Source organism: Salmonella sp. 32031103-2018-00083-FB-01-SM-01 (assembly GCF_017571995.1).
Classification (GTDB): domain Bacteria; phylum Pseudomonadota; class Gammaproteobacteria; order Enterobacterales; family Enterobacteriaceae; genus Salmonella; species Salmonella enterica.
The window spans coordinates 61038-85735 of record NZ_JAGEQL010000005.1; the positions used below are offsets into that span (position 1 = coordinate 61038).

General features: G+C 54.1%; 19 protein-coding genes and 1 pseudogene. 10 read left to right on the plus strand and 10 right to left on the minus strand.

Going from position 1 to position 24698, the window contains the following annotated elements:
- Positions 1-66 precede the first annotated feature (66 nt).
- The 5 genes from J4614_RS15335 to J4614_RS15355 all read left to right on the plus strand — a co-directional run bounded on the left by J4614_RS15335 (position 67) and on the right by J4614_RS15355 (position 6796).
- Positions 67-2397: a Tex family protein gene (locus tag J4614_RS15335; protein WP_208293229.1), complete on the plus strand. Its 2331-nt coding sequence runs from the start codon at positions 67-69 to the stop codon at positions 2395-2397.
- Positions 2398-2833: 436 nt separating this feature from the next.
- Complete coding sequence (gene feoA, locus J4614_RS15340) at positions 2834-3061, plus strand: ferrous iron transporter A (protein WP_001160955.1); 228 nt, start codon at positions 2834-2836, stop codon at positions 3059-3061.
- Positions 3062-3079: 18 nt separating this feature from the next.
- The gene (gene feoB / locus J4614_RS15345) at positions 3080-5398 is read left to right on the plus strand and encodes a Fe(2+) transporter permease subunit FeoB (RefSeq protein ID WP_080188538.1); all 2319 of its coding nucleotides are present in this window, start codon (positions 3080-3082) and stop codon (positions 5396-5398) included.
- A 12-nt stretch (positions 5399-5410) separates the two neighbouring features.
- Positions 5411-5647: a [Fe-S]-dependent transcriptional repressor FeoC gene (gene feoC, locus J4614_RS15350; protein WP_000157589.1), complete on the plus strand. Its 237-nt coding sequence runs from the start codon at positions 5411-5413 to the stop codon at positions 5645-5647.
- A gap of 234 nt (positions 5648-5881) precedes the next feature.
- Complete coding sequence (locus tag J4614_RS15355; protein WP_000235958.1) at positions 5882-6796, plus strand: Rpn family recombination-promoting nuclease/putative transposase; 915 nt, start codon at positions 5882-5884, stop codon at positions 6794-6796.
- Positions 6797-6831: 35 nt separating this feature from the next.
- On the opposite strand, the gene bioH is transcribed toward J4614_RS15355, so the two are convergent.
- Positions 6832-7602, minus strand: a complete 771-nt coding sequence (bioH, locus tag J4614_RS15360; RefSeq protein WP_000998138.1) for a pimeloyl-ACP methyl ester esterase BioH — start codon at positions 7600-7602, stop codon at positions 6832-6834.
- A gap of 37 nt (positions 7603-7639) precedes the next feature.
- Here bioH and gntX point away from each other — a divergent pair, with 37 nt between their 5' ends.
- From gntX to gntT, 3 genes are all read left to right on the plus strand, one after another.
- Positions 7640-8323 (plus strand): DNA utilization protein GntX, encoded by a 684-nt coding sequence (gene gntX, locus J4614_RS15365; RefSeq protein ID WP_000958738.1) that lies wholly within the window; start codon positions 7640-7642, stop codon positions 8321-8323.
- Between the two features lie 58 nt (positions 8324-8381).
- Positions 8382-8957 (plus strand): Fe-S biogenesis protein NfuA, encoded by a 576-nt coding sequence (gene nfuA / locus J4614_RS15370; protein WP_000619387.1) that lies wholly within the window; start codon positions 8382-8384, stop codon positions 8955-8957.
- A 376-nt stretch (positions 8958-9333) separates the two neighbouring features.
- Positions 9334-10650 carry a gluconate transporter gene (gene gntT / locus J4614_RS15375; RefSeq protein WP_001131741.1) on the plus strand — a complete coding sequence of 439 codons (1317 nt, stop codon included), beginning with the start codon at positions 9334-9336 and terminating at the stop codon, positions 10648-10650.
- Positions 10651-10768: 118 nt separating this feature from the next.
- On the opposite strand, the gene malQ is transcribed toward gntT, so the two are convergent.
- Complete coding sequence (malQ, locus tag J4614_RS15380) at positions 10769-12847, minus strand: 4-alpha-glucanotransferase (RefSeq protein ID WP_023208272.1); 2079 nt, start codon at positions 12845-12847, stop codon at positions 10769-10771.
- Positions 12848-12856: 9 nt separating this feature from the next.
- Positions 12857-15250, minus strand: coding sequence for a maltodextrin phosphorylase (gene malP, locus J4614_RS15385; RefSeq protein ID WP_000082250.1), 2394 nt, complete (start codon positions 15248-15250; stop codon positions 12857-12859).
- A 593-nt stretch (positions 15251-15843) separates the two neighbouring features.
- On the opposite strand from malP, the gene malT reads away from it, so the two are divergent.
- Entirely contained in the window at positions 15844-18549 is a 2706-nt protein-coding gene (gene malT / locus J4614_RS15390) for an HTH-type transcriptional regulator MalT (protein WP_000907030.1), read from the plus strand.
- Positions 18550-18574: 25 nt separating this feature from the next.
- Here malT and J4614_RS15395 read toward each other — a convergent pair whose 3' ends face one another.
- The 3 genes from J4614_RS15395 to glpE all read right to left on the minus strand — a co-directional run bounded on the left by J4614_RS15395 (position 18575) and on the right by glpE (position 20659).
- The gene (locus J4614_RS15395) at positions 18575-19333 is read right to left on the minus strand and encodes a DeoR/GlpR family transcriptional regulator (RefSeq protein ID WP_000815084.1); all 759 of its coding nucleotides are present in this window, start codon (positions 19331-19333) and stop codon (positions 18575-18577) included.
- A gap of 93 nt (positions 19334-19426) precedes the next feature.
- A complete protein-coding gene (glpG, locus tag J4614_RS15400) occupies positions 19427-20257 on the minus strand; it encodes a rhomboid family intramembrane serine protease GlpG (RefSeq protein WP_000928701.1) in 831 nt (276 codons plus the stop codon).
- Positions 20258-20332: 75 nt separating this feature from the next.
- Positions 20333-20659 (minus strand): thiosulfate sulfurtransferase GlpE, encoded by a 327-nt coding sequence (gene glpE / locus J4614_RS15405; RefSeq protein WP_000434523.1) that lies wholly within the window; start codon positions 20657-20659, stop codon positions 20333-20335.
- A gap of 198 nt (positions 20660-20857) precedes the next feature.
- Here glpE and glpD point away from each other — a divergent pair, with 198 nt between their 5' ends.
- Positions 20858-22366, plus strand: a complete 1509-nt coding sequence (gene glpD, locus J4614_RS15410; RefSeq protein ID WP_000448178.1) for a glycerol-3-phosphate dehydrogenase — start codon at positions 20858-20860, stop codon at positions 22364-22366.
- Positions 22367-22412: 46 nt separating this feature from the next.
- Here the strand turns inward: glpD and J4614_RS15415 are convergent, their stop codons facing one another.
- From J4614_RS15415 to J4614_RS15430, 4 genes and pseudogenes are all read right to left on the minus strand, one after another.
- Complete coding sequence (locus J4614_RS15415) at positions 22413-22832, minus strand: hypothetical protein (protein WP_000252749.1); 420 nt, start codon at positions 22830-22832, stop codon at positions 22413-22415.
- On the minus strand, positions 22826-23533 hold the full coding sequence (locus J4614_RS15420; protein ID WP_079849672.1) for a hypothetical protein: 708 nt from the start codon (positions 23531-23533) through the stop codon (positions 22826-22828). The genes J4614_RS15415 and J4614_RS15420 overlap by 7 nt, the downstream gene beginning before the upstream one ends.
- A 9-nt stretch (positions 23534-23542) precedes the next feature.
- Positions 23543-24034: pseudogene (locus J4614_RS15425) on the minus strand (substrate-binding domain-containing protein); the annotation flags it as partial.
- A 47-nt stretch (positions 24035-24081) separates the two neighbouring features.
- Positions 24082-24624, minus strand: coding sequence for a hypothetical protein (locus tag J4614_RS15430; RefSeq protein ID WP_000338410.1), 543 nt, complete (start codon positions 24622-24624; stop codon positions 24082-24084).
- Positions 24625-24698 lie beyond the last annotated feature (74 nt).

Sequence of the window (24698 nt, forward strand, 5' to 3'; positions counted from 1 at the left end):
TGGCATTTTTGCCAGCCAATCCGTATAACTATCCCCTGATTTTTATCCTGAAGACGAAGCTAACCCATGATGAATGATTCTTTCTGCCGCATTATTGCGGGTGAAATCCAGGCAAATGCCGGGCAGGTTGAAGCTGCCGTTCGCCTGCTTGACGAAGGGAACACCGTGCCGTTTATCGCACGTTATCGTAAAGAAATCACCGGCGGTCTGGATGACACGCAGTTGCGTAACCTGGAAACGCGTCTGGGCTATCTGCGTGAGCTGGAAGACAGACGTCAGGCCATCCTCAAGTCCATTTCCGAACAAGGCAAACTGACCGATGAGCTGGCTGGCGCCATCAACGCTACGTTAAGTAAGACCGAGCTCGAAGACCTCTACCTGCCCTATAAACCTAAACGCCGCACCCGTGGACAAATCGCCATTGAAGCCGGCCTTGAGCCGCTGGCCGATCTGCTCTGGAACGAGCCGTCCCACGATCCTGACGTGGAAGCGGCAAAGTACATTGATGGCGACAAAGGCGTGGCGGACACGAAAGCCGCGCTCGACGGCGCACGCTACATTCTGATGGAGCGCTTTGCCGAAGACGCCGCATTGCTGGCGAAAGTGCGTGATTACCTGTGGAAGAACGCCCATCTGGTCGCCACGGTCGTGAGCGGCAAAGAGGAAGAAGGGGCAAAATTCCGCGACTATTTCGACCATCATGAGCCCATTGCTAACGTCCCGTCTCACCGTGCGCTGGCCATGTTCCGTGGTCGTAACGAAGGCATTCTGCAACTTTCGCTCAATGCCGACCCACAGTTTGATGAGCCGCCGAAAGAAAGCTACTGCGAGCAAATCATCATGGACCATCTCGGCCTGCGGCTAAATAACGCCCCGGCGGATAGCTGGCGCAAAGGCGTAGTGAGCTGGACGTGGCGTATCAAAGTCTTAATGCACCTCGAAACCGAACTGATGGGCACCGTGCGCGAACGTGCGGAAGATGAAGCGATTAACGTGTTTGCCCGTAACCTGCACGACCTGCTGATGGCAGCCCCCGCAGGCCTGCGCGCCACAATGGGCCTTGATCCTGGCCTGCGTACCGGCGTAAAAGTCGCTGTCGTTGACGGCACCGGCAAGCTGGTGGCGACGGATACCATTTATCCGCATACCGGTCAGGCGGCCAAAGCGGCTACCGTGATCGCCGCGCTGTGCGAAAAATACCACGTCGAACTGGTCGCGATTGGCAACGGTACGGCCTCGCGTGAAACCGAACGCTTCTATCTCGACGTACAGAAACAGTTCCCGAACGTGACGGCGCAGAAAGTGATCGTCAGCGAAGCGGGGGCGTCCGTGTATTCCGCTTCTGAGCTGGCGGCGCAGGAGTTTCCGGATCTCGACGTCTCCCTGCGCGGCGCGGTCTCTATCGCGCGTCGTCTGCAGGATCCGCTGGCGGAACTGGTGAAAATCGATCCGAAATCGATCGGCGTCGGCCAATATCAACACGATGTCAGCCAGACGCAGCTGGCGCGTAAGCTGGATGCGGTGGTCGAAGACTGCGTAAACGCCGTCGGCGTCGATTTGAATACCGCCTCCGTACCGCTGCTGACCCGCGTCGCGGGCTTAACGCGCATGATGGCGCAAAACATCGTCGCCTGGCGCGATGAGAACGGTCAGTTTCAGAACCGCCAGCAACTGTTGAAGGTGAGCCGTCTGGGGCCGAAAGCGTTTGAGCAGTGCGCGGGCTTCCTGCGTATTAACCACGGCGATAACCCGCTGGATGCCTCCACCGTCCACCCGGAAGCCTATCCGGTTGTCGAACGCATTCTGGCGGCGACGCAGCAAGCGCTAAAAGATCTGATGGGCAACAGCAACGAATTGCGTCACCTCAAGGCCGCTGATTTTACCGACGATAAATTCGGCATGCCGACCGTGAGCGATATCATCAAAGAGCTGGAAAAACCGGGCCGCGACCCGCGTCCTGAATTTAAAACCGCGCAATTCGCCGATGGCGTCGAAACCATGAACGACCTGCTGCCGGGGATGATTCTGGAAGGGGCGGTCACTAACGTCACTAACTTCGGCGCGTTTGTCGATATCGGCGTTCATCAGGATGGCCTGGTGCATATCTCCTCGCTCTCGAATAAGTTCGTTGAAGATCCGCACACCGTGGTGAAAGCGGGCGACATCGTGAAGGTGAAAGTGCTGGAAGTGGATCTGCAACGTAAGCGTATTGCGCTGACGATGCGTCTGGACGAACAGCCCGGCGAAACCGCCGCTCGCCGCGGCGGCGGCGCCGATCGCGCTCAGGGCAACCGCCCGGCATCTAAAGCGGCGAAACCGCGCGGTCGTGACGCCCAGCCAGCTGGTAACAGCGCCATGATGGACGCGCTGGCAGCCGCAATGGGAAAAAAACGCTAATCGGGTAATACGCAGGCTGGGTTACTTCTTATCCGGCCTGCGATTTTGCAATACGTCCAACCCTTTCTTTTTTAATTAACAATTAAATCTTACCCATTAGAACCTGTTAATTAATTTTCTTCTGCTATCCGCACTATTAATTATCACTTTATTAACAGATGAAACCTTAATTAAACATTAAAAACGGTGAATATTTGCACATTAGGGGTATTTGCAAAAAGACAAATAAATGTTGAGCCATATCAACATCGGCGCAAATTATCGCTTATTTGTACATTCCGTCACATTTTAATCGTTGAAGATAGAAACCATTCTCATTATCATTGTGTTGTTGATTATTTACTCTTTCCTTCGTTGGCTAAACATCGGGTCTCCTGCCGCCCCCCTGAGCGCCGCATGAGGTATACATCCAGTTAGTAAGAAACAAGTAGGTCGTATGCAATTCACTCCTGACACTGCGTGGAAAATCACCGGCTTTGCGCGTGAAATCAGCCCGGCGTATCGTCAAAAACTGCTTTCGCTCGGCATGTTGCCCGGCTCTTCATTTAATGTCGTCCGCGTCGCGCCCTTAGGCGATCCGATCCATATCGAAACACGACGCGTGAGTCTGGTTTTGCGTAAAAAGGATTTGGCGTTAATAGAAGTGGAAGCGGTTTCCTGTTAATACAGTGAGTCTATAAAAATGAAAAAATTAACCATTGGTTTAATTGGTAATCCTAATTCCGGCAAGACCACCTTATTTAACCAACTCACCGGCGCGCGTCAGCGCGTGGGGAACTGGTCGGGCGTCACCGTCGAGCGTAAAGAGGGCCAGTTCGCGACAACTGACCACCAGGTCACGCTGGTAGATTTACCCGGCACCTATTCTCTGACGACCATCTCGTCACAAACCTCTCTCGACGAACAGATCGCCTGCCACTACATCCTGAGCGGCGACGCCGACCTGTTGATAAACGTTGTAGACGCCTCCAATCTGGAGCGCAACCTCTATTTGACGCTGCAACTGCTGGAGCTGGGTATCCCCTGTATTGTCGCGCTCAATATGCTGGATATCGCTGAAAAACAGCAGGTTCGTATTGATGTCGACGCTCTGTCCACGCGTCTGGGTTGCCCTGTCGTACCGCTGGTATCGACTCGCGGTCGCGGTATCGAGGCGCTGAAACTGGCCATTGACCGTCACAACGCTAACGACAACGTCGAACTGGTGCATTATGCCCAGCCGCTGCTGCGCGAAGCGGATTTCCTGGCCGACGCGATGGCCCAGGAGATGCCTTTACAACAGCGCCGCTGGCTGGGTCTGCAAATGCTGGAGGGCGATATCTACAGCCGGGCTTACGCAGGCGAGGCGGCGCAAAACCTGGACACCTCCCTAGCCCGTCTGAAGGACGAAATGGACGACCCGGCGCTGCATATCGCCGACGCCCGTTATCAGTGTATCGCCGCTATTTGCGACGTGGTCAGCAATACCCTGACAGCCGAACCCAGCCGCTTCACCAGGGCGGTCGATAAAATTATCCTGAACCGCTTCCTCGGCTTACCGATTTTTTTGTTCGTGATGTACCTGATGTTCCTGCTCGCCATTAACATCGGCGGCGCGTTGCAACCCCTGTTTGATGCCGGTTCCGTCGCCATCTTTATTCATGGCATTCAATGGATTGGCTACACGCTGCACTTCCCGGATTGGTTAACCATCTTCCTGGCGCAAGGTCTTGGCGGCGGGATCAATACCGTCCTGCCGCTGGTGCCGCAAATCGGGATGATGTACCTGTTCCTCTCCTTCCTTGAAGACTCCGGTTATATGGCGCGCGCGGCCTTCGTCATGGATCGCCTGATGCAGGCGCTGGGACTACCGGGTAAATCCTTCGTGCCGCTGATTGTCGGCTTCGGCTGTAACGTACCTTCCGTGATGGGCGCCCGCACGCTTGACGCTCCGCGCGAACGCCTGATGACCATCATGATGGCGCCGTTTATGTCCTGTGGCGCGCGCCTGGCGATTTTCGCCGTCTTTGCCGCCGCCTTCTTCGGGCAAAACGGCGCGCTGGCGGTCTTCTCGCTGTACGTGCTGGGTATTGTCATGGCGGTATTAACCGGCCTGATGCTGAAGCATACCATTATGCGCGGCGAAGCCTCTCCGTTTGTGATGGAGCTGCCGGTTTACCACGTCCCGCATATCAAGAGCCTGATCATCCAGACCTGGCAACGCCTGAAAGGTTTTGTACTACGCGCCGGTAAAGTCATTATCATCGTGAGTATTTTCCTGAGCGCGTTTAACAGTTTCTCGCTGAGCGGCAAAATCGTCGATAACATTAATGACTCCGCCCTCGCCTCCGTAAGCCGCATCATCACGCCAGTCTTTAAACCGATCGGCGTCCATGAGGATAACTGGCAAGCGACCGTGGGTCTGTTTACGGGCGCCATGGCGAAAGAGGTTGTCGTCGGTACGCTGAACACGCTCTACACCGCCGAAAATATTCAGGACGAAGCGTTTAATCCTGCCGACTTCCACCTCGGCGATGAACTGCTGGGCGCGGTTGACGATACCTGGCAAAGCCTGAAAGACACCTTTAGCCTGAGCGTACTGGCTAACCCGATCGAAGCGAGTAAAGGCGACGGCGAAATGGCGACCGGCGCGATGGGCGTGATGGATCAAAAATTCGGCAGCGCCGCGGCGGCGTACAGTTACCTGATTTTCGTCCTGCTTTACGTACCGTGTATCTCGGTAATGGGCGCTATCGCCCGCGAGTCCAGCCGCGGCTGGATGGGCTTCTCCATCCTGTGGGGACTGAATATCGCCTATTCGCTCGCCACGCTGTTCTACCAGGTTACCAGCTTCAGTCAACACCCGACATACAGTCTGATCTGTATTCTGGCAGTGATCGTCTTTAACGTTGTGGTGTTAAGCCTGTTGCGCCGCGCCCGCAGCCGTGTAGACATTGAACTGCTGGCAACCCGCAAAAACGTCAGTTCCTGTTGTTCGGGCACTGCGGGCAATTGTCACTAAGGGATGTAAAAAATGGCTTCATTGATACAGGTTCGCGATCTACTGGCGCTACGGGGGCGTATGGAGGCAACGCAAATCAGCCATACGCTGCACGCTCCGCAGCCCATGATCGACGCCATGCTGAATCAACTGGAGATCATGGGTAAAGCGGTACGTATCCCGGAAGAACCGGACGGCTGCCTTTCAGGCAGCTGTAAAAGTTGTCCGGAAGGTAAAGCCTGCCTGCGCGAATGGTGGGCCTTGCGTTAGCCTTCGCCGGGTAGCGACGTAACGCGTCTTATCCGGCCTTTATCCCGCGTTATGTTGCCCGGTACGCGTCACGCTGCCGGGCAATTTTGCGTCATGTCTTCCACAAAGATGAAAGCGTTACCGCCGTGCGCATTTATCTCCCCATGCGCCTCGCAAGCGCACTAATCCCCTACTGCAATCAGCCCGGTCTGCGCGTAGTGTCACGCCATTGAACTTCACCGATGACGGATCGATATGGCGACCTCAACAACATCCACGCCGCATGACGCGGTATTCAAACAGTTTTTATGCCACCCCGATACTGCACGGGATTTTTTGGAAATTCATCTCCCGACGACATTACGTCAAATCTGTAATCTGAATACGTTACGGCTGGAGTCCGGTAGCTTTATTGAAGAGGATTTACGCCCCCATTATTCCGATATTCTTTGGTCGCTGGAAACAAGTGAAGGTGAAGGTTACATTTACGTGGTTATTGAACATCAGAGTACGCCGGACGCGCATATGGCATTTCGGCTGATGCGTTACGCGATGGCTGCAATGCAACGGCACCTGGAGGCCGGGCATAAGACGTTGCCGTTAGTGGTGCCAATGCTGTTTTACCACGGAAACCGAAGCCCGTATCCGTTCTCATTATGCTGGCTGGATGAATTTGCCGACCCGGTGATGGCGCGTAAGCTATACGCCACCGCCTTTCCTCTGGTCGATATTACGGTCGTGCCGGACGACGAGATTATGCGGCACCGACGGGTCGCGCTGCTGGAACTCATACAAAAACACATCCGCCAGCGTGATCTAATGGGGCTTGTCGAACAGCTGGTCGCCCTGCTGGTTAAGGGATACGCTAATGACACCCAGCTTCAAAGTTTGTTTAATTACATGATGCACACTGGCGACGCCGCGCGCTTCAATACGTTTATCCGCCAGGTGGCTATGCGTATCCCACAGCATAAGGAGAAGATCATGACTATCGCAGAAAGATTACGTCAGGAAGGACATCGTAACGGGCTACAGCAAGGCAAACAGGAAGGCCAACGGCTCGCCGCATTGCGCATTGCCCGCTCCATGCTAAACGATGGTTTCGATCGCGATACCGTGCTTAGGGTTACCGGGCTGGCGCCTGCCGATCTGGCATCTGAAAACCATTAATCTGGCAGAATGGTCCGGGCCCGGCAACGCCCTGGTTACAGCGATGATTTTAGCGTCATCAGCGCCTGACAAAACGCCGCCGGATGCGAGATAAACGGCGCATGGGCCGCCTTCGCCATTATCTGTGATGTACTGTGCGGCCATAACGTATCGAGCAAAGGCACGATTTTACGCGGCACCAGACCGTCCAGATAACCATACAAACGCAAAAACGGCATGTTCACATTTTTAAGCGCTTCTCGTAGATCAACCGTTTTTAAGATTTCCAGTCCGCCATTGAGCACGTCTACATCCGGCATAGGCTGCGCCAGCACCACGCTTTTTAAGGTGCGGGCATCCTGACGCGCCGTCTCCGTCCCTAACGTTTGCAGCGCCAGAAAACGCTCCACCGTGCGCTGAAAATCGTCGCTAAGCTGCTGCTGGAATCCACCGAGGATTTCCGGTTTTATTCCCGGCCACCCCTCACGCGCGCTAAAGCATGGCGAAGAGGCGACTGTCACCAGCGCCTGAACGCGTTCAGGGTGGGTGAGCGCCATCTGACTCGCCACCAGGCCACCCAGGCTCCAGCCAAGCCAGATAGCCTGGTCCGGCGCGTTCTTCGCTACCTGCGCCGTCATCTCTTCAAACGTCATAGCGCCAAACCCCGAACTACGGCCATAGCCCGGCAAATCGACCAGATGCAGCGTAAAATGCGAGCCGAGTTCCTCGCGAATGCAATGCCATACCTCCGCGTTCAATCCCCATCCGTGCAGCAGCACAAGATGACAATTTCCCTCGCCGTAGGTCTGCCACCAGATGTCATTCATCAGTTACTGTTCTCTTTTGTCTAACAAGGATGCACCTATGCTAACAGTACCGGGATTATGCTGGCTATGCCGAATGCCGCTGGCGTTAAGCCACTGGGGGATTTGTTCCGTATGCGCGCGCGCCGTTCGTCAGCGCGTCAGCCTGTGTCCGCAATGCGGATTACCTGCCGCGTATCCTTCGCTCCCCTGCGGTCGCTGCCTGCAAAAACCACCGCCCTGGCAGCGTCTGGTGAGCGTCAGTGACTATACGCCGCCCTTGAGTTTACTGGTGCATCAGCTTAAATTTACCCGCCGCAGCGAAATTGCCGCCGCACTGGCGCGTCTACTGCTGCAGGAAGTACTCATGGCGCGCCGCAGCACTGGCTTGCAGCTTCCCGACAGAATCGTCAGCGTTCCGCTCTGGTCGCGCCGACACTGGCGGCGGGGATTTAACCAAAGCGATCTGTTATGTCATCCGTTAGCGCGCTGGCTGGGCTGCGCGTGGGACAGCCAGACCATTACGCGGGTACGGGCGACCGCAACACAACATCATCTCAGCGCCAGGTTACGCAAACGCAATTTGAAAAACGCGTTTCGCCTTGAATTGCCGGTACAGGGTCTCCATATGGTTATTGTGGATGATGTCGTCACTACCGGAAGTACCGTCGCGGAAATCGCGCAACTGCTTTTGCGCAACGGCGCAGCGACTGTCCAGGTATGGTGCCTGTGTCGAACCTTGTAGAGCCTCGATGATGGGCGTATTATAACCAACTAAAATAGTCAACTATTAGGCCATTACTATGATCCGTATTTCCGATGCTGCACAAGCGCACTTTGCCAAACTGCTGGCAAATCAGGAAGAAGGGACGCAAATCCGCGTATTTGTCATTAATCCCGGCACTCCTAACGCAGAGTGCGGCGTTTCTTATTGTCCGCCCGACGCCGTAGAAGCCACCGATACTGCACTGAAATTTGACCTGTTGACCGCTTATGTCGACGAGCTGAGCGCGCCCTATCTGGAAGACGCGGAAATTGATTTCGTGACCGACCAGCTAGGTTCTCAACTCACATTGAAAGCGCCAAACGCGAAGATGCGCAAAGTGGCCGATGACGCGCCGCTGATGGAGCGCGTGGAATATGCTCTGCAATCGCAGATTAACCCGCAGTTGGCGGGCCACGGCGGTCGCGTCTCGCTGATGGAAATTACCGATGAAGGCTATGCAATTCTGCAGTTTGGCGGCGGTTGTAACGGTTGCTCGATGGTTGACGTCACGCTGAAAGAAGGGATCGAGAAACAGTTGCTGAATGAATTCCCGGAACTGAAAGGGGTTCGCGATCTGACCGAACACCAGCGCGGCGAGCACTCCTACTACTAAGATTTTCCCTGCATCCATGCCCGATGGCGCTTGCGCCTGTCGGGCCTTGTCTGCCCAACCGTAGGCCGAATAAGGCGTATACGCCGCCATCCGGCGCTATCAGCCACATCTCAGAACAATGGTCCTTCTTCTTTCGCCGATAACATGACCTGTGTCTCATAATTTAAATTTTGCCTGCCAGGGTCATTTTCAACACCCATATGTTACCCGTATCATTCTTATGGGCACCTAACATCCATATAACATCTGACTACGCTCATTCGTTTCAACGGTAATCAGTATTGGTGCTATTGCGACTCTGTTCCCGTCGGGAACAACAGGAATTTGTCGTCGAAACAATGACGTTACCCATAACAAAGTAAAGGCCAGGTAAATCATGCCATTAGTCATCGTTGCTATCGGTGTTATCTTGTTACTTCTTCTGATGATCCGCTTCAAAATGAACGGATTTATCGCCCTTGTCCTGGTAGCGCTCGCTGTCGGGTTGATGCAGGGAATGCCTCTGGATAAAGTCATCGGCTCCATCAAAGCCGGTGTCGGCGGTACGCTTGGCAGTCTGGCCCTGATTATGGGGTTCGGCGCCATGCTGGGCAAAATGCTTGCCGACTGCGGCGGCGCTCAACGTATCGCCACTACCCTGATCGCGAAATTTGGTAAAAAGCATATTCAGTGGGCCGTAGTGTTAACCGGCTTTACCGTCGGCTTCGCTCTGTTCTATGAAGTGGGCTTTGTTCTGATGCTGCCGCTGGTATTCACCATTGCCGCAGCGGCGAATATCCCGTTACTGTACGTCGGCGTGCCGATGGCTGCGGCGCTCTCCGTCACACACGGTTTCCTGCCGCCGCACCCGGGCCCAACCGCGATCGCCACGATTTTCCATGCCGATATGGGTAAGACGCTGCTGTTTGGTACGATTCTGGCAATCCCGACCGTGATCCTTGCCGGACCGGTTTACGCCCGTTTTCTGAAAGGCATCGATAAGCCGATCCCGGAAGGCCTGTACAGCGCGAAAACTTTTACGGAAGAAGAGATGCCGGGCTTTGGCGTCAGCGTCTGGACGTCGCTGGTTCCGGTGATTCTGATGGCGATGCGTGCGGTTGCCGAGATGATTCTGCCAAAAGGCCACGCTTTCCTGCCCGTTGCCGAGTTCCTGGGCGACCCGGTAATGGCTACGTTAATTGCCGTACTGATTGCGATGTTCACCTTTGGCCTGAACCGCGGGCGTTCCATGGATCAGATTAACGATACGCTGGTCTCTTCCATCAAAATTATCGCCATGATGCTGCTGATCATCGGCGGCGGCGGCGCGTTCAAGCAGGTGCTGGTCGATAGCGGCGTGGATAAATACATCGCTTCAATGATGCATGAAACCAATGTCTCTCCGCTGTTGATGGCGTGGTCTATCGCGGCGGTGCTGCGTATCGCGCTGGGCTCCGCGACTGTCGCGGCGATTACCGCAGGCGGCATTGCGGCGCCGCTGATCGCCACTACCGGCGTTAGCCCTGAACTGATGGTTATCGCAGTCGGTTCCGGGAGCGTGATTTTCTCTCACGTCAACGACCCGGGCTTCTGGCTGTTCAAAGAGTATTTCAATTTGACTATCGGCGAGACCATTAAATCCTGGTCGATGCTGGAAACGATCATCTCCGTCTGCGGCCTGATCGGCTGTCTGCTACTGGGTATGGTGGTTTAAGCGAGGCGGCTTGTAGGCCGGATAAGGCAGCAATGTGCGCCAGGATTGCCTGATGGCGCTACGCTTATCAGGCCTACGTGCTCTCTCCATAACAAAGCCGGGGAAATCCCCGGCTTTATTACTTCTTCTTCGCGGCCGCTTTTCGGCGCTTATCCAAATCCTTAATTAGCTTGTTTACGCCCTCATCGGCAAACATGGCCTCAAGAGATACAGACAATTTCCGCCGCCAGTTTTTATACTGATCGCTGGTGCCCGGTACGTTAACCGGATCGGCCATATCCAGCCAGTCCTCCGGCTGAAGCCCCAACAGACCGCTGTTACTGTCGGCGATATAGCGCTGAAGTCCGCGATTTAGCGTTGGCGTCATCGACATTAACGATGCCTTATGCCCGGCGCGTTTTGGCAGACAGCCATATTTATGCAGCGCGTCCAATAGCCCCTGTTTCGCCCGCTCGCGATCCTCATACAGCCCGCGCAGAATCACTTCATCCGGATAAAGCCCCAGAGCTTTACCCAACGTCAGGTCACCGCATTCCCAATAGCCGCGCAGCGTGGGGAGATCGTGCGTCGAGGCGACAGCCATCGATTGTTGCGGATATGCGCCTGGCGCGCGGAAGTTTTTCTCAAGGTCATTTTCAAACCACAGCACTTTATAAGAATAGACCCCGCTATCGCGCAGCTTGCCGACAATCTCAACTGGCACAGTCCCCAGATCTTCGCCTATCACCATACAGCGGTGACGTTGGCTCTCCAGCGCCAGAATAGCCAACAGATCGTCAACCGGATACTGAACATATGCCCCGCGATCCGCGGTTTCGCCATACGGTATCCACCACAGACGCAGCAACGACATGACATGGTCAATGCGCAACGCGCCGCAGTTTTGCATATTGGCGCGCAGCAGGTCGATAAAGGGCTCATACGCCCGGGCGACAATGATATGCGGGTCCATCGGCGGCAGCCCCCAGTTCTGACCGAGCGGGCCGAGGATATCCGGCGGCGCGCCGACAGATGCTTTCAGGCAGTACAGCTCCCGGTCGCACCAGGTTTCCGCGCCGCCTTCCGCTACGCCAACCGCCAGATCGCGGTACAGACCAATCGGTAGTTTAAAACTCTGGCAGGTATCCCAGCAGGCGGCGAATTGGCGCCAGGCCAGCCACTGAAGCCAGAGGTAAAACTCCACCTCTTCGCGGTGCGCTTCACAGAATTGTTTTACAGCGGGAGACTCTACCGACTGGTACGCCTCCGGCCAGGCTGGCCAGCCCCAGCGCTGCTCATCCTCTTTCACCTGATACGCATGCAGCGCGTCGAATGCCGCCTGCCAGTAAAGGCTCTCGCCTTCACGGGCGATAAAGTGACGAAACTCCGCCATTTGCGCATCGTCGCGAGCGGCAAAGCGCGTCCACGCCATCCGCAGCGCCGTGATTTTCAGCGCGGTAACGGTAGCGTAATCCACCCATTGCGCATCGCGCGCCTGTCGCAGCTTTTGCTGTGTGGCGGGCATTTGCCACCATGCCTGCGCCTCTTCGCTCAGGCGGAAATCTTCGACGGCATTGACGTCGATATATATCACGTTCAGCCAGCGACGAGACGAGGGGCTGTAGGGACTGGCGCTCTCCGGATTCGCCGGATAAAGCGCGTGGATCGGGTTCAGGCCGATAAACGCGCCGCCGCGTGTCGCCACATCGACCAGCATCGACTTTAAATCGCCGAAATCGCCAATACCCCAGTTTTTTTCTGAACGCAGAGTATAAAGCTGGACGCAGGCCCCCCACAGTTTTTTCCCTTCCAGTAGCGCCTGCGGCTCATAGCATCGCGGCGGGGCGACGATAATACGGCAGTGCGTACGCTGTTCATCCTGGGTCAACGTCAGGGTGTGGTAGCCCTCCGGCAATGTAGCCGGAAGGTTAAGTTTTTTACCGCCCGTCACGCGCCCTTTGTAATGCACGCCCTCTTCCGTAGTCAGCAGCCAGGCAAACTCACCGTGCCCCTCTACCGGCAACGCCATTTTTTTACCCGCGGTATAAACCTTCACATTCGGCACGACCGCCTGTGGTCCTGTTGTCGTGCCGTGCATCGCCGCCAGCAAACGTCTCTTGGTTTCAGCGCCAATAGACTGCGGTTTGCCATGAGCATTGATGTAACTGGGGCTGATCCCCGCCGCCAGCGCGGCACTATCGAGACGTTTATTTTCCATCGCGCTCCCTTAGCGTTTTGCCTGCCAGATACGGGCCTGATAATCGCGAATAGAGCGATCGGAACTGAACATACCGCAGCGCGCGGTATTGAGGATCGCGGCGCGCGTCCACGCTTCCTGGTCGCGATACAGTGCATCCACCTGCTTTTGCGCCTCGACATAAGCGGCGAAGTCCGCCATGACCAGGTACGGATCGCCCCCCTGTTTGCCGAGGCTATGCAGCATCTGGTCAAAGGCATGTTTATCGCCATCGCTGTATTGACCGCTTTCCAGCTCTTTTAGCACCGCATCCAGCACTTTGTCTTTTTTACGCCATTTCACCGGATCGTAGCCTTTGGCTTTGAGCGCCTTGACCTCTTCCACAGTATGGCCAAAGATAAAGATATTCTCTTCACCCACCTTCTCAGCGATTTCAACGTTAGCGCCGTCCAGCGTTCCCACTGTCAACGCCCCGTTCAGCGCCAGTTTCATATTGCCGGTGCCGGACGCCTCTTTCCCGGCAGTGGAAATTTGCTCGGAAATATCCGCCGCCGGAATGAGCATTTCCGCCGCCGAGACGCAGTAATCCGGCAGGAAAACCACCTTCAGCTTATCACCCACCGCCGGGTCGTTATTAATGGCTTCCGCAACCTTATTGATAGCAAAAATGATGTTCTTCGCCAGGTAATAGCCCGGCGCCGCCTTCGCGCCAAACAAGAATACGCGCGGTACGCGATCAGCCTGCGGGTTTTCGCGGATCTCTTTGTACAGCGCCAGAATATGCAACAGATTCAGATGCTGACGCTTGTACTCATGCAGGCGTTTGATCTGAATATCAAAAATCGCATGGCTCGAAATCTCAATCCCGGTACGGGCCTGGATGAATTTCACCAGCCGTTCTTTGTTCGCCCGTTTGATGTCGCGATACTGCTGACGGAACTTCGCATCGTCAGCGTATTTTTCGAGGTTGATCAACTGGTCGAGATCGTTAGCCCACTCTTTTTTCAGCGTTTTATCCAGCAACGCCGCAAGCTGCGGATTGCACTGTTTGATCCAGCGACGCGGCGTAATGCCGTTGGTGACATTGTGGAATTTGTTCGGCCAAAGCTGGTGATATTCAGGGAACAGATCTTTCACCACCAGATCGGAGTGCAGCGCCGCCACACCATTGACCGCAAAGCCGCTGACCACGCACATATTGGCCATGCGCACCTGACGGTCATGCACCACCGCCAGTTTTGCCCATACCTGCTTATCGCCAGGCCAGGTGTTATCGACCAGCGTCTTAAAGCGGTCGTTAATCTGCTTGATAATCTGCATATGACGCGGCAGCAGCGCTTTGATTAACCTCTCGTCCCAGCACTCCAGCGCTTCCGGCATCAGGGTATGGTTGGTGTAGGCGAAGGTTTTGCTGGTGATAGCCCAGGCGTCATCCCAGCTCAGCTGGTGCTCGTCAATCAGCACGCGCAGCAGTTCAGGGATGGCAATAGTCGGGTGGGTATCATTTAGCTGAATGACCTCATAATCCGCCAGCTCATGCAGTTTGCGTCCGGCCAGATGATGGCGACGCAGAATATCCGCTACCGAGCAGGCGCACTGGAAGTATTGCTGCATCAGGCGCAGTTTTTTGCCCGCCGTGTGGTTATCGTTGGGATAAAGCACCTTCGTCAGTTTTTCCGCATCGATACCCTGCTGTTCCGCCCGCAGGAAAGCGCCGTCGTTGAATTTGGTCAGATCAAACGGATGCGCGTGGGTCGCCTGCCACAAACGCAGCGGTTGCGCGACACCGTTACGATAGCCTAACACCGGCAGATCCCAGGCCTGGCCTGTAATCACAAAGCCTGGCTCCCAGCGCCCTTCTTTGGTGACTTTACCGCCGATCCCAACCTGGACGTCCAGCGCCTCGTTGTGGCGGAACCACGGATAGCTGCCGCGATGCCAGTCATCCGGCGCTTCCATCTGCTTGCCTTCAACAAATGACTGACGGAACAGCCCATACTGGTAGTTCAGACCATAGCCCGTAGCGGACTGCCCGACGGTGGCCATCGAATCGAGGAAGCAGGCGGCCAGACGTCCCAAACCACCGTTGCCGAGCGCCGGATCGACTTCCTCTTCCAGCAGATCGGTCAGATTAATATCGTGCGCTTTCAGTACATCGCTAACGTCCTGGTACCATCCCAGATTTAACAGGTTATTTCCCGTCAGGCGACCAATCAAAAATTCCATCGAAATGTAGTTCACATGACGCTGGCCTTTTGTCGGCTGCGCTACCGGTTGCGCGCTCAGTAATTCCGCCAGCGCGCCGCTAACGGCCTGCCACCACTGACGAGGCGTCATGTCGGACGCCGACAGTAAACCGAAACGCTGCCACTGACGCGTCAGGGCGGCCTGGAATTGATCTTTATTGAAGGTTGGCTGTGACATAGGAAATCCGTCCTCGGGTAATAAAACAACGTTATCGCTAGTTTGCCAGGCTCGATGTTGACCTTCCTCCTCCCGGCAATGATTAGGGAGGGAGGAGGAGCGGGGATGAGCATAAAAGTGTGATCGCCGCCACTTACCCCTGTATAAACGCGCCGATTCCTGTCAACGACACTCAGTGTTACGCATAATCAAATGAATAAACAGAAATAACAGTAAATCGCGAAGGGGTATTTTCGAAGATTATATGAACGCCGAAATAGTTTCTTATCTGAAATATTCAGCGGCGGGAGATTCACTAACTAAACATAATTAATTAAACGCCTGGTATCGTCATTGTGTTAAATCCGCATCATGTCCAGGACATTATTTACAATAACGAAAATATGACCTCAGCCCAGCTCTGACGCTCGTTTCAACCGCGCTGAATACTTTTTTAATACCGTTATTTAGAATTGTGACAGAGTGCAAATTCAGACACATAAAAAGTCTGCTTAGCTTGCATTAAAATGCTTTCTGGCCGACCTTATATCTATTAATTACGAAGCGCAAAAAAAATCGCAGTTCCCCCCATTTCCCACAGTGAAGTGATTGCTATGTTGATTCCGTCTAAATTAAGTCGTCCGGTTCGTCTCGACCATACCGTGGTTCGTGAGCGGCTGTTGGCTAAACTTTCCGGCGCGAACAATTTCAGGCTCGCCCTGGTAACCAGTCCTGCTGGCTATGGGAAAACCACGCTTGTCTCACAGTGGGCGGCGGGCAAAAATGAATTAGGCTGGTACTCTCTCGACGAAGGCGATAACCAGCAAGAGCGGTTCGCCAGTTACTTAATTGCCGCAATCCAACAGGCCACCGGCGGACACTGCTCTACCAGCGAAGCGATGGCGCAAAAACGTCAGTACGCCAGCCTGACGTCCCTCTTCGCACAGCTCTTTATTGAACTGGCGCAGTGGCATCGCCCGCTTTATCTGGTGATTGACGATTACCATTTGATTACCAATCCGGTGATTCACGACGCGATGCGCTTTTTCTTACGTCATCAGCCGGAAAATTTCACCCTGGTGGTGTTATCGCGTAATTTGCCACAACTGGGCATCGCTAACCTGCGCGTGCGCGATCAGCTGTTGGAAATCGGCAGCCAGCAGTTGGCTTTTAACCATCAGGAAGCAAAGCAATTTTTTGACCGTCGTCTTTCGTCGCCCATTGAAGCCGCTGAGAGCAGCCGCATGTGCGACGATGTGGCCGGTTGGGCCACTGCGCTACAGTTGATCGCCCTCTCCGCGCGCCAGAACCATACCTCTGCGCATCACTCCGCCCGCCGTCTTGCCGGGATTAATGCCAGCCACCTTTCTGATTATCTGGTGGACGAAGTACTGGATAACGTGGATGTCAGCACCCGACATTTCTTACTTAAAAGCGCGATCTTACGCTCAATGAATGACGCGTTGATCGTGCGTGTGACCGGCGAAGAAAACGGCCAGATGCGGCTGGAGGAGATTGAGCGCCAGGGGTTATTCCTACAACGCATGGACGACACGGGCGAGTGGTTTAGCTATCACCCGTTGTTTGGTAGCTTTCTGCGCCAGCGTTGCCAGTGGGAACTGGCGGCGGAACTGCCGGAGATCCACCGCGCGGCCGCAGAAAGCTGGATGGAACAAGGTTTTCCCAGCGAAGCTATACATCATGCGCTGGCGGCGGGTGACGCGCAAATGCTGCGCGATATCCTGCTTAATCATGCGTGGGGGCTGTTTAATCACAGTGAACTGGCGCTGCTGGAAGAGTCATTAAAAGCGCTGCCGTGGGAAAGCCTGCTGGAAAATCCGCGGCTGGTGTTGTTACAGGCCTGGCTGATGCAAAGCCAACACCGCTACAGCGAAGTGAATACGTTGCTGGCGCGCGCCGAGCAAGAGATCAAAGGGGTCATGGACGGCACGCTGCATGCTGAATTTAACGCGCTGCGCGCTCAGGTCGCCATCAACGACGGCAATCCGGAAGAGGCAGAGCGGCTGGCGAAACTGGCGCTGGATGAGCTTCCTCTCGCCTGGTTTTATAGCCGTATTGTCGCGACCTCCGTTCACGGTGAAGTGCTGCACTGTAAAGGCGATCTCAGCCAGTCTTTATCGCTGATGCAGCAAACCGAACAAATGGCGCGCCATCATGACGTCTGGCATTACGCGCTGTGGAGCTTAATTCAACAAAGCGAAATTCAGTTCGCCCAGGGATTCCTGCAGGCCGCATGGGAAACGCAGGAGAGAGCCTTCCAGTTGATCAAAGAGCAACATCTGGAACAACTGCCGATGCATGAGTTTCTGGTACGTATCCGCGCGCAATTGCTGTGGGCGTGGGCGCGCCTTGACGAAGCGGAGGCCTCGGCGCGCAGCGGTATCGCTGTGCTGTCCACCTTCCAGCCGCAACAACAGTTGCAGTGCCTGACGTTACTGGTGCAGTGCTCGCTGGCGCGCGGCGATCTGGATAATGCCCGTAGTCAGCTTAACCGACTGGAAAATTTATTAGGCAATGGTCGTTATCACTGCGACTGGATCTCTAACGCCGATAAGGTGCGTGTCATTTACTGGCAGTTAACCGGCGACAAGAAATCCGCCGCAAACTGGTTACGTCATACGCCCAAACCGGCGTTTGCCAATAACCATTTTCTGCAAGGGCAATGGCGGAATATCGCCCGCGCGCAGATCCTGCTGGGCGAATTCGAGCCTGCGGAAATCGTGCTGGAAGAGTTAAATGAGAATGCCCGTAGCCTGCGCTTAATGAGCGATTTAAACCGCAATCTGCTGTTACTCAATCAGCTTTACTGGCAATCCGGGCGGAAAAACGACGCCCAGCGCGTATTGCTTGATGCCTTACAGCTCGCCAACCGCACCGGATTTATCAGCCATTTTGTGATTGAAGGCGAAGCCATGGCGCAGCAATTGCGTCAGCTTATCCAGCTAAATACGCTGCCGGAGATGGAGCAGCATCGCGCGCAGCGCATCCTGCGAGAGATTAACCAACATCACCGGCATAAATTCGCCCATTTTGACGAAGGCTTCGTCGAGCGCCTGCTTAACCATCCGGATGTCCCGGAGCTTATTCGCACCAGCCCGCTCACCCAGCGTGAATGGCAGGTGTTAGGGCTTATCTATTCCGGTTACAGCAACGAACAGATTGCCGGCGAACTGGCGGTGGCCGCGACCACCATTAAGACGCATATCCGCAACCTCTACCAGAAACTCGGCGTCGCGCACCGTCAGGACGCGGTACAGCACGCGCAGCAGTTGCTGAAGATGATGGGGTACGGGGTTTAAATTAATGCCTAATAAGACAGTCTCTTTAGCACAGCTCTAATTGAATATGGTGGTCGGCAATCACCTGCATCACGCCCGGCGGCGGCAGGGTATCGGTGTAGACCGCATCGACCATACTAATGCTGCCCATGTTTACCATCGCATTACGACCAAATTTAGAGTGATCCACCACCAGCATCACATGGCGCGAATTTTCGATAATTGCGCGCTTGGTGCGTACCTCATGGTAGTCAAATTCCAGCAATGAGCCGTCGCTATCAATACCGCTAATACCGAGAATGCCGAAATCGAGACGGAACTGGGCGATAAAGTCCTGCGTCGCTTCGCCAATAATGCCGCCGTCGCGGCTGCGGAGTTCGCCGCCGGCGAGGATAATACGAAAATCCTCTTTCGCCATTAGCGTGTTCGCTACGTTCAAATTGTTGGTCACGATCCGCAAATTACTGTGCCCTAACAGGGCGTGCGCTACGGCTTCCGGCGTCGTGCCGATATCAATAAACAGCGTTGAACCATTGGGGATCTGGGCCGCGACTTTGCGAGCGATGCGCTCTTTTTCTTCCGTTTGCGTCGCCTTACGATCGTGCCACGGCGTGTTCACCGAGCTGGAGGGCAACGCCGCGCCGCCGTGGTGGCGCAAAATCATATTCTGTTCCGCCAGATCGTTAAGATCCCGACGAATGGTTTGCGGGCTGACAGAAAAATGCTCCACCAGCTCTTCCGTACTGACGTACCCCTGTTTTTTCACCAGTTCAATGATCGCGTCATGCCGTTGTGTTTGTTTCATGAATAATCTCTGAAAGTAACCAACCTTGCGCCGGATAGCGGCATTCGCCCTACCCGGCCTGGAAAAATATCTCGACCACAGGCCGGATACGCCTCACGTTCGTTTTCGCGCATTCAGCGTATCAACAAAGGCCATCGCTAAACCGACGATAAGCCCGGCGATGTGCGCGCCGTTCGCCATAGACATGCCAAACCAGTCAAACCAACCAGCGACTATCCACAATAATGCAAAAATAATTAAGCCGCGCTGGAGGTAAATTCCGCTTTGCGGATCGCGCTCTCCGCGCAGCCACACGTAACCCATCAGCGCATAGACGACGCCAGACAGCCCGCCAAACCACGGGCCGCTAAATTTCTGCTGTACATAGCCGCTTAGCAGCGCGCTTATCACCGTAATGACGATTAATTTACCGCTGCCCAGGCGCTTCTCTACCGCCCCGCCGAGATACCACCACCACAGCAGGTTAAAAAGAATATGCATCAGTGAGAAGTGCATAAAGATATGGGTGAAGTAGCGCCAGAATTCAAATTTTAAAACCGGATCGAACGGCCACGCCAGCCACACCATCACCGTCTGATCGCCGATGAGACTCATCGCGATATAGACCAGCACGCAGGCGAGCATCACGATCCAGGTAACAGGGCCGGCTCGTTCACGCAGCGTGGCGAGAAAGGGAAAACGGCGGTAGCGTAGCCCGCTGTTCGTCTGCCCGGACTGCCAGCTAGCCGCCAGATAACGCGGATCGCCGGGATTTTCTATAAACCGCGCCAGCTCGACCCGCACACGTTCGGCCTGCGATTCATCTGCCAACCAGATATCGCTTTGATTATGTTGCTGAATAGTAAGAATGACGCCCTGGGTGGCCATGTAATCAACAAATGCCTGCGCCACGCGAGGATTCGCAAAGGAAGTAATCATCAACATTATTGCTGTCGCTTAGTCCATACAAAAGAAGACAGTATATATACCCTTCTCGTCGGAGGCTGCATCTTTATGGGATTACGCGCCATTCGCGACATCGGCAGGGAAACGGCGATGCCAGGCCTCAAACCCGCCATCAATGCTGTAAACCGCATCATAGCCTTGCTGGAGCAGATACTGCGCGGCGCCTTTACTACTGTTGCCGTGATAGCACATTACCATCACGGCGGTATCGAAACCATGCTCACGCATAAACGCGCCCAGCGTATCGTTAGTTAAGTGAAACGCCTGCGGCGCATGACCCATGGCATAACTTTGCGGATCGCGAATATCGACCAGCACCGCCGCGCCCTGGTGCAGTTTCTGATACGCCTCTTCTACAGTGATACATTCAAATTGTTCCATGAATCGCTCTTTCATGATTGCCGGTGAAGCCAATTAAGGCATTTTATCGCCCAGTGTACGTTGACGGAGTAGCTTAACGCCATAATGTTATACATATCACTCTAAAATGTTTTTTCGATGTTACCAATAGCGCGTTTCTTTGCTATTATGTTCGATAACGAACATTTTTGAACTTTAACGAAAGTGCAAGAGGGCAGCATGGAAACCAAAGATCTGATCGTGATAGGCGGGGGCATTAACGGTGCAGGCATCGCGGCTGATGCCGCCGGACGCGGTTTGTCCGTACTCATGCTGGAAGCGCAGGATTTGGCCTGCGCGACCTCTTCCGCCAGTTCGAAACTTATCCACGGCGGCTTACGCTACCTTGAACACTACGAGTTCCGTCTGGTCAGCGAAGCGCTGGCCGAACGTGAAGTGCTGTTGAAAATGGCGCCGCACATCGCCTTCCCGATGCGTTTTCGTCTGCCGCACCGCCCGCATTTACGTCCGGCCTGGATGATCCGTATCGGTCTGTTTATGTACGATCACCTCGGCAAACGTACCAGTCTACCCGGTTCCACCGGTGTGCGGTTTGGCGCAGATTCGGTACTCAAACCGGAAATTGTGCGCGGATTCGAATACTCCGACTGCTGGGTAGACGATGCGCGTCTGGTGCTGGCTAACGCACAGATGGTGGTGCGTAAAGGCGGCGAAGTCCTTACCCGTACTCGCGCAACCGCCGCTCGTCGGGAAAATGGCCTGTGGATTGTCGAAGCGGAAGATATCGACACCGGTAAAAAATATGTCTGGCAGGCGCGCGGACTGGTTAACGCCACCGGACCGTGGGTCAAACAGTTCTTCGACGAAGGGATGCATCTGCCGTCACCGTATGGCATCCGCCTGATCAAAGGCAGCCATATCGTCGTGCCGCGCGTCCATAATCAGAAGCAGGCGTATATTCTGCAAAACGAAGATAAACGTATCGTCTTTGTCATTCCGTGGATGGAGGAGTTTTCGATCATTGGCACAACCGATGTCGAATATAAAGGCGATCCGAAAGCGGTAAAAATCGAAGAGAGCGAAATTAATTACCTGTTGAAGGTCTATAACGCGCACTTCCAGAAACAACTGGGGCGCGATGACATCGTCTGGACGTACTCCGGCGTCCGTCCGCTGTGCGATGATGAGTCCGACTCACCGCAGGCGATCACTCGCGATTATACCCTGGATATCCATGATGAAAACGGCAAAGCGCCGCTGCTTTCCGTGTTTGGCGGTAAGCTCACGACCTACCGTAAGCTGGCCGAACACGCGATGGAAAAACTGGCGTCTTATTATCCAGGCATCGGGCCGGCATGGACCAAAACGTGCGTACTGCCCGGCGGCGACATCGACGGCAGCCGCGAAGATTACGCGGCGAAGCTGCGTCGTCGTTATCCGTTCCTGACGGAATCGCTGGCGCGCCACTATTCGCGCACTTACGGTAGCAACACGGAGTGGATTCTCGGCGAAGCTACGTCACTGCTTGATTTAGGCGAAGATTTCGGTCATGAGTTTTACGAAGCGGAACTCAAGTACCTGGTGGATCACGAATGGGTGCGCCGTACTGAAGACGCTATCTGGCGTCGCACCAAAGAAGGCATGTGGCTGACCGCCGAGCAGCAGTCCCGCATCACCCAGTGGCTGGCGGCGTATGTTGAGAAACACCAGCTTTCACTGGCGTCGTAATAAAATCCGGGGCGGTTTATACCGCCCTTTTCGCCACATACCGCATTCACTCGCCGGGTTTTGTACAGCCGGGCATATGATTAGTGATACGGTAGCGCTCGACACTTATTTGGGTAATAAAGAAGGGTTTTGCCAGCGCTTCGCTATTCCAGAGAGTTTTCCCCGTTTTACACCAGCTTTTATGAGAAAAGTTGGCATAATGAACCACGCTCTCCTCCCCCAGCACCCTTTCAAAATGCGCGCGTTTATCACCGTCGGCCACGCTAAAGTCAGCATAAAAAAGATTGCTGTCCAGGTTAAACGTCATTTCTATTTCACTGGCGGACGATGGAAAGAACACAGGCAGCCAGGTCCAGATACCGGACTGCTCGGGTATGGCGGCATAATCAGGAAAATAGCTTACCAGGCGATCATCGCAGGCGGTCAGCACAGCGATGATGCTCAATGCAGCGCCCCACCTCACCATACCGGTAGCCGCCGTCTCTCAAATGGCCAATATACAAAGCGCGCCTGAGCGGCATTGAGGCGAATAAAGACCTCACGCGGCAAATGAAAGCCAGGCCTGGTACACAACTCCTGACAGCTCGTACAACTTTCCTCGCAACCGCTTTTAGCCTGATAGAACCGGGCGTATAGCGTCAACGCCGACTGCTTTTTCCTGAATACCCTCAGGCTATTGTCGTTGTGGTATTTCAAGGCGTCCTTAAATACCTGAAAGATAAAAATATCAGTCGCATCGCCGTACTCACGAAGGCCACGCGTGGCTATCACGCTCCGCTGCTGATGAAAACCCTGCGCGGAAAAAATGACCGTGAAATCATCGAGTGTTTTGATGTCGCAGGTATGAGCTGGCACCACATCAATATAAGGATCGAAGTCCAACGACGCACCGCAGGCGCTAATACGGCTAATCGTATCAGGCTCAAGAGAAAATCCAGGCCAGATACCACTAGATGTTAAGCCAATCCCTAACATGACATCATATACATGCAGCCCTTCCAGCCCCTGCGCGCCCATGAATGCTTCACTCTCGTCGAGGACCTGATTAATCAGCTCAGCAACAATATCTTTATGCCACGAAGTGGATTCACGCCGTGCAATACGAATATCAGCGTCGCTGGCCGGGTCTACGCCTACCAGTTCCACATATAATTTAACCTCTTCCATTTAGTCCCTTTATTTCGCGGCCGGATACAGCGGTACATATCCCACATCCTGCACCAACTGTTGTCCCTGCGGGCTTAGAAACCAGTCCACCAGCTTTTGTGTTTCCGCTGTGGGGTGTTCACGGGTGACCATATAAACATCAACCGTGTACGGGTAACTGCCGTTACGAATATTTTCAACCGTCGGCGCAACATCGTTTATCGCCAGTAATTTAATCTCTTTATTGCTGTGCATCTGCGTAGCGTAATAGCGGAAGGCGTAGCCAATTGCGCCGTGAGTGTTGCGATATTCGGCAATTACCTTAATCATGCCGTCCATTACGCTCACTACTTCAGTTTTCTGTGGCGACATCATCCGGGTATTTTTCATTACTTTCGCCAGCATCACCGTCTGGCTGCCAGAATCTATAAGCCTTTCAGACCGCTGACGAAGCTATTGGCGCTGTTTGATGTTGGGTTACGCTTCGCCCCACCCAACAAGTCCAAAATATCAATGCGTTACAAATTTTCGTTGGATGCAATCCAACATTTACTAGGCTCCGGCGTTTGTCAGTAGCCTCCTTTATCTGGAACTTTGCGAATAAGCACTAACTCATTGCCATTGAGAAGATAATAATCATAAGACTTCTCCAACGACTCAGTGGTTTTATAAGCTACCAGCAATCGACTCTTTTTATCCATATACAGAATCTCTTCACCTATAGGCTGCGGCTCTTCGTCCGTCCCGCTATAATAGACCTGAAAGGTGTGGGATAACGCGCGCCCTGTTCGCTTGTTGATAAAAGCAATAACATGACACCCAGAACCGCCGCAGCCCCATTCGGTCTGGGCATACTCACCCGCAAAAACTGCGTCGTTCTGCAATGCTTCTTTGAAACGTGTGTGGAACATATTGGTGAACTCATCCGTGCGGTCTACGCTTGTCGCCGTTTTCCCATGATAAATAACCGCAGGGTAATCTTTACCTTTTGGTAAGGCGTCTTCTGCCAGGCCCAGCGGTGAAATCATCTCCAGCAACAGAATTGAAGAAATAAATGCAATAGCCTGTTTTTTCACAGTCCATAAATATTTATTTAATAAATCAGCATCCATACAATTATTCATCCTAAATATAAAAATGGGCAATCGCGATATTCGCTACCACCCATCTTAATAGCTTAATAAAA